Below are 1,222 nucleotides of genomic sequence, written 5' to 3' on the forward strand. Positions count from 1 at the left end.
TCTTGATTACGACGGTGATTACCCATGGAACCTGGATTGCGGTGGCAGTAATGGAGATCTAATCGACATTACTAATGATGGCGGAACAGTTTCTAGTCAATATAATGATTCCCCATCTAACGAAGGTATATCAAAATTAATCGACAATACTATCAATTCGAAATACCTAACCTTTAATGCATCTGCATGGGTACAGTATAAAGCCAGTACATCTTATATTTTATCTTCTTACACTTTATCTTCTGCAAATGATGCTCCAGAGAGAGATCCAAAAAACTGGACTTTACAAGGATCTACAAATGGAAATTCCTGGCAAAATATCGATCAAAGATCTAATCAAGATTTTCCGAACAGACATCAAAAAAGAAGTTTTACAGTTAACACTTCTACCGCTTACAAATATTACCGATTATCGATGGCCAATAATAGCGGCACTATTTTACAGGTTGCAGAAGTCGAATTATTTGGAAAAGAAAAAAACACACAACAACTTCCTATAGCCGATTTTAAGGCTAATAAAACCAACATAAAAGAAGAAGAAAGTATATCCTATACCAATTCTTCTACAGATGCTACTTCATATAATTGGACATTTGATGGAGGTAGCCCGTCTAGTAGTACACAAACTAATCCTGTAGTGACGTATAATAGAGCTGGAACCTATTCGGTAACTCTAAAAGTAATAAATAGAGATGGTTCGGATACTAAAATTAAATCTGAGTACATCACTGTATCTTCAAAAAATGATGGTGGAGAAATTATTGACATCACTAATGACGGGGGAACTATTTCTGATCAACATAATAATTCACCATCTTATGAGGATATATCTAAATTGATTGATAACAATCCTAATTCTAAGTTTTTAACTTTTAATGTTTCTGCATGGGTACAATATATAGCAACCAAAAATTATACATTATCTTCATACACAATAACTTCTGGAAACGATGCGCCAGAAAGAGATCCTAAGAGCTGGACTTTGCAAGGATCTACAAACGGAAGTTCCTGGCAAAATATTGATCAAAGATCTAATCAAAATTTCCCGAATAGAAATCAGAAAAGAACTTTTCAGGTAAGCACTACCTCTTCTTACAACTATTATCGATTATCTATGAGAAACAATAGCGGAACCATCCTACAAGCATCTGAAATCGAATTGTTTGGAAAAGGAGGTTCTACTGATGGAGGTTCTTGCTCATGGGGGAATGATTTTCTTACT

General features: G+C 34.7%; 1 protein-coding gene. It reads left to right on the plus strand.

Annotated elements, in window-relative coordinates:
• The coding region (locus Z053_RS29555; protein WP_035097201.1) for a discoidin domain-containing protein at positions 1–1,222 on the plus strand (1,222 nt) is incomplete at both ends.

It is taken from the genome of Aquimarina megaterium XH134 (genome assembly GCF_000520975.1).
In the GTDB taxonomy this organism is placed as follows: Bacteria; Bacteroidota; Bacteroidia; order Flavobacteriales; family Flavobacteriaceae; genus Aquimarina; species Aquimarina megaterium.